This window comes from Ancylobacter gelatini (genome assembly GCF_022601675.1).
Classification (GTDB): Bacteria; Pseudomonadota; Alphaproteobacteria; order Rhizobiales; family Xanthobacteraceae; genus Ancylobacter; species Ancylobacter gelatini.
On the sequence record NZ_JAKVIL010000019.1, the window covers coordinates 1 to 3057 of the forward strand.

Consider the following 3057-nt stretch of genomic DNA (forward strand, 5'->3'; position numbering starts at 1 on the left):
GCCTTGCGGCTCTTGCGATTGCTGCGGTTCCTGTTGGTTTTGCGCAGGCTCAGGACTATCCGTCGCGTTCGGTGACGATGGTTGTTCCGTTTGCGGCGGGTGGGCCGACGGACACGGTGGCGCGTCTGGTGGCGGAATCGATGTCGCGCTCGCTGGGCCAGCAGGTGGTGGTTGAGAATGTCGGCGGCGCCGGCGGCACGCGCGGCGCGGGGCAGGTGGCCAAGGCCAACCCGGACGGCTACACGATCCTGCTGCACCATATCGGCCAGGCGACCGCCGCCACGCTGTACCGCAAGCTGCCCTACAACGTGCTGACCGATTTCGAGGAGGTCGGCCTCGTCACCGACGTGCCGATGACCCTGATCGGCAAGTCCACCCTGGAGCCGAAGGACATCGGCGAGCTGGTGGCGTTCGTGAAGGACAAGAAGGACGGGGTGATCTACGGCAATGCCGGCGTCGGCTCCGCCTCGCATCTGTGCGGCATGCTGTTCATGTCGGCGCTCGGCACGCAGATGACCACGGTGCCCTATCAGGGCACGGGCCCGGCGATGAACGACCTGGTCGGCGGCCAGATCGACCTGATGTGCGACCAGACCACCAACACCACCGGCCAGATCAAGGCCGGCAAGGTGAAGGCCTATGGCGTCACCACCGCCAACCGCCTCAAATCCATGCCGGACCTGCCCACCATGCAGGAAGGCGGCGTGAAGGACTTCGAGGTCGCGGTGTGGCACGGCATCTACGCGCCGAAGGGCACGCCCGAGGCGGTGGTGGACAAGCTGAACACCGCGCTGGTGGCGGCGCTGCAGGACCCCAAGGTCATCGCCCGCTTCGCCGATCTCGGCACCGAGCCGGTCGCGCTCGAGCGCGCCACCCCCGAGGTGCACGAGAAGTTCCTCGCCGCCGAAGTCGCCAAGTGGAAGCCCGTCATCGAGCAGGCCGGCGTCTTCGCCGACTGATCGCGGACCGACCTCGATCGCCCGTCCGCCCTGCCGGCCGCCACCCTGGCCCGCCGGGCGGACGGGTGGGTGTCCATACTCGCATTCCGGGAACGCCGCGCATGACGCGATACATAAAGAACCCGAAGGACGTCACCGCCGGCCTCGTGCTCATCCTGCTGGCCGCGCTGTTCGCCTGGCTGGGATCGGACCTGCCGTTCGGGCGCGCGGTGCGCATGGGGCCGGGCTATTTCCCGATGATCCTGTGCGGCCTGCTGGCCTTTCTCGGGCTGATCGTCGTCATTTCCGGCCTCGGCGCCGCGGACGGGGACAGCGAGGCCCCGGGCTTCGGCGCCGTGTCGTGGCGCGGCCTGTTCTTCGTCACGCTCGCGGTGGTGGTGTTCGGCCTCGGCATCCGCACGCTGGGCCTCGGCCCATCCATGGGGCTCGCCGTGTTCCTGTCCTCGCTGGCCAGCGGCAAGTTCAAGCTGATGCGCAGCCTGGTCATGTCGGCGGCGATGGTGGCGTTCTCCTGGGCGGTGTTCATCAAGGGCCTCGGCCTGCCGCTTCCCATGCTCGGCCCCTGGCTGGGCGGTTACTGAAGGCTGGAGCGGTTCCCATGGAAATCTTCGACAATCTCGCGCTCGGCTTCTCGGTCGCCTTCTCGCTGCAGAACCTCTTCTACTGCTTCCTCGGCGTGCTGCTGGGCACGCTGATCGGGGTGCTGCCGGGCCTCGGCCCGGTGCCGACCATCGCCATGCTGCTGCCCATCACCTTCGGCCTGCCCCCGGTCGCCGCGCTGATCATGCTGGCCGGCATCTATTACGGCGCGCAATATGGCGGCTCGACCACGGCGATCCTGATCAACCTGCCGGGCGAATCCTCCTCCGTGGTCACCGCGATCGACGGCTACCAGATGGCGCGGCAGGGCCGCGCCGGCGCCGCGCTCGCCACCGCCGCGCTCGGCTCGTTCTTCGCCGGATCGGTCGCCACCTTCCTGCTCGCGGTGTTCGCCCCGCCGCTGTCCGATCTCGCGCTGAAGTTCGGGCCACCGGAATATTTCGCGCTGATGGTGCTCGGCCTCGTCGCCTCGGTGGCGCTGGCCTCCGGCTCGGTGGTGAAGGCGCTGGCCATGGTGGTGCTCGGCATCCTGCTCGGCCTGTCCGGCCAGGACGTCTATACCGGCACCCCGCGCTTCACCTTCAACATGATCGACCTCGCCGACGGCATCGAGTTCGTGGCGCTGGCCATGGGCGTGTTCGGCCTCGGCGAAATCGTGCGCAATCTCGAGGAGGAGCACACCCGCACCGTGATGGTGCAGAAGGTGAAGGGGCTGCTGCTCTCGAAGGAGGACATCAAGCGCATCGCGGGACCGGTGCTGCGCGGCACCTTTCTCGGCTCGTTCCTCGGCATCCTGCCCGGCGGCGGGGCGGTGCTATCCTCCTTCGCCTCCTACTCGATCGAGAAGAAGATCTCGCGCGAGCCCCAGCGCTTCGGCAAGGGCGCGATCGAGGGCGTGGCCGGGCCGGAAAGCGCCAATAATGCCGGCGCGCAGACCTCCTTCATCCCGATGCTCACCCTCGGCATTCCCTCAAACCCGGTGATGGCGCTGATGATCGGCGCGCTGATCATCCAGGGCATCGTGCCGGGCCCCAATGTGGTGAACGAGCAGCCGGACCTGTTCTGGGGCATCGTCGCCTCGATGTGGATCGGCAATTTCATGCTGGTGGTGCTCAACCTGCCGCTGATCGGCATCTGGGTGCGCCTGCTCACCGTGCCCTACCACATCCTGTTCCCGCTCATCGTCGGCTTCTGCTGCATCGGCGTGTACAGCGTGAACAACAACGCCATCGACGTGTTCACCATGGCGCTGTTCGGGCTCGTCGGCTACGCGCTGGTCAAGCTCGACTGCGAGCCCGCCCCGCTCCTGCTCGGCTTCATCATCGGGCCCATGCTCGAGGAATATCTGCGCCGCGCCATGCTCATCTCCCGCGGAGACCCCCTCGTCTTCGTCACACGCCCCATCTCCGCAACAATGCTCGCTCTCGCCGCACTCGCCCTCATCGTCGTGCTGCTCCCATCCGTCCGTAAAAAACGCGAGGAAGCCTTCCAGGAATAA

Annotated in this window: 3 protein-coding genes; all 3 read left to right on the forward strand. The window is 67.2% G+C overall.

Annotated elements, in window-relative coordinates:
• On the forward strand, positions 1 to 959 hold a 959-nt coding region (locus tag MKI84_RS20540; RefSeq protein ID WP_245404892.1), incomplete at its 5' end, for a tripartite tricarboxylate transporter substrate-binding protein.
• Between the two features lie 101 nt (positions 960 to 1060).
• Positions 1061 to 1540, forward strand: coding sequence for a tripartite tricarboxylate transporter TctB family protein (locus tag MKI84_RS20545; protein ID WP_241622134.1), 480 nt, complete (start codon positions 1061 to 1063; stop codon positions 1538 to 1540).
• A 17-nt stretch (positions 1541 to 1557) separates the two neighbouring features.
• On the forward strand, positions 1558 to 3057 hold the full coding sequence (locus MKI84_RS20550) for a tripartite tricarboxylate transporter permease (RefSeq protein WP_241622135.1): 1500 nt from the start codon (positions 1558 to 1560) through the stop codon (positions 3055 to 3057).

Bases quoted from the DNA above. Each gene is read 5' to 3' on its own strand.
- MKI84_RS20545 (WP_241622134.1), top strand. From the start codon at position 1,061: ATGACGCGATACATAAAGAACCCGAAGGACGTCACCGCCGGCCTCGTG.
- MKI84_RS20550 (WP_241622135.1), top strand. From the start codon at position 1,558: ATGGAAATCTTCGACAATCTCGCGCTCGGCTTCTCGGTCGCCTTCTCG.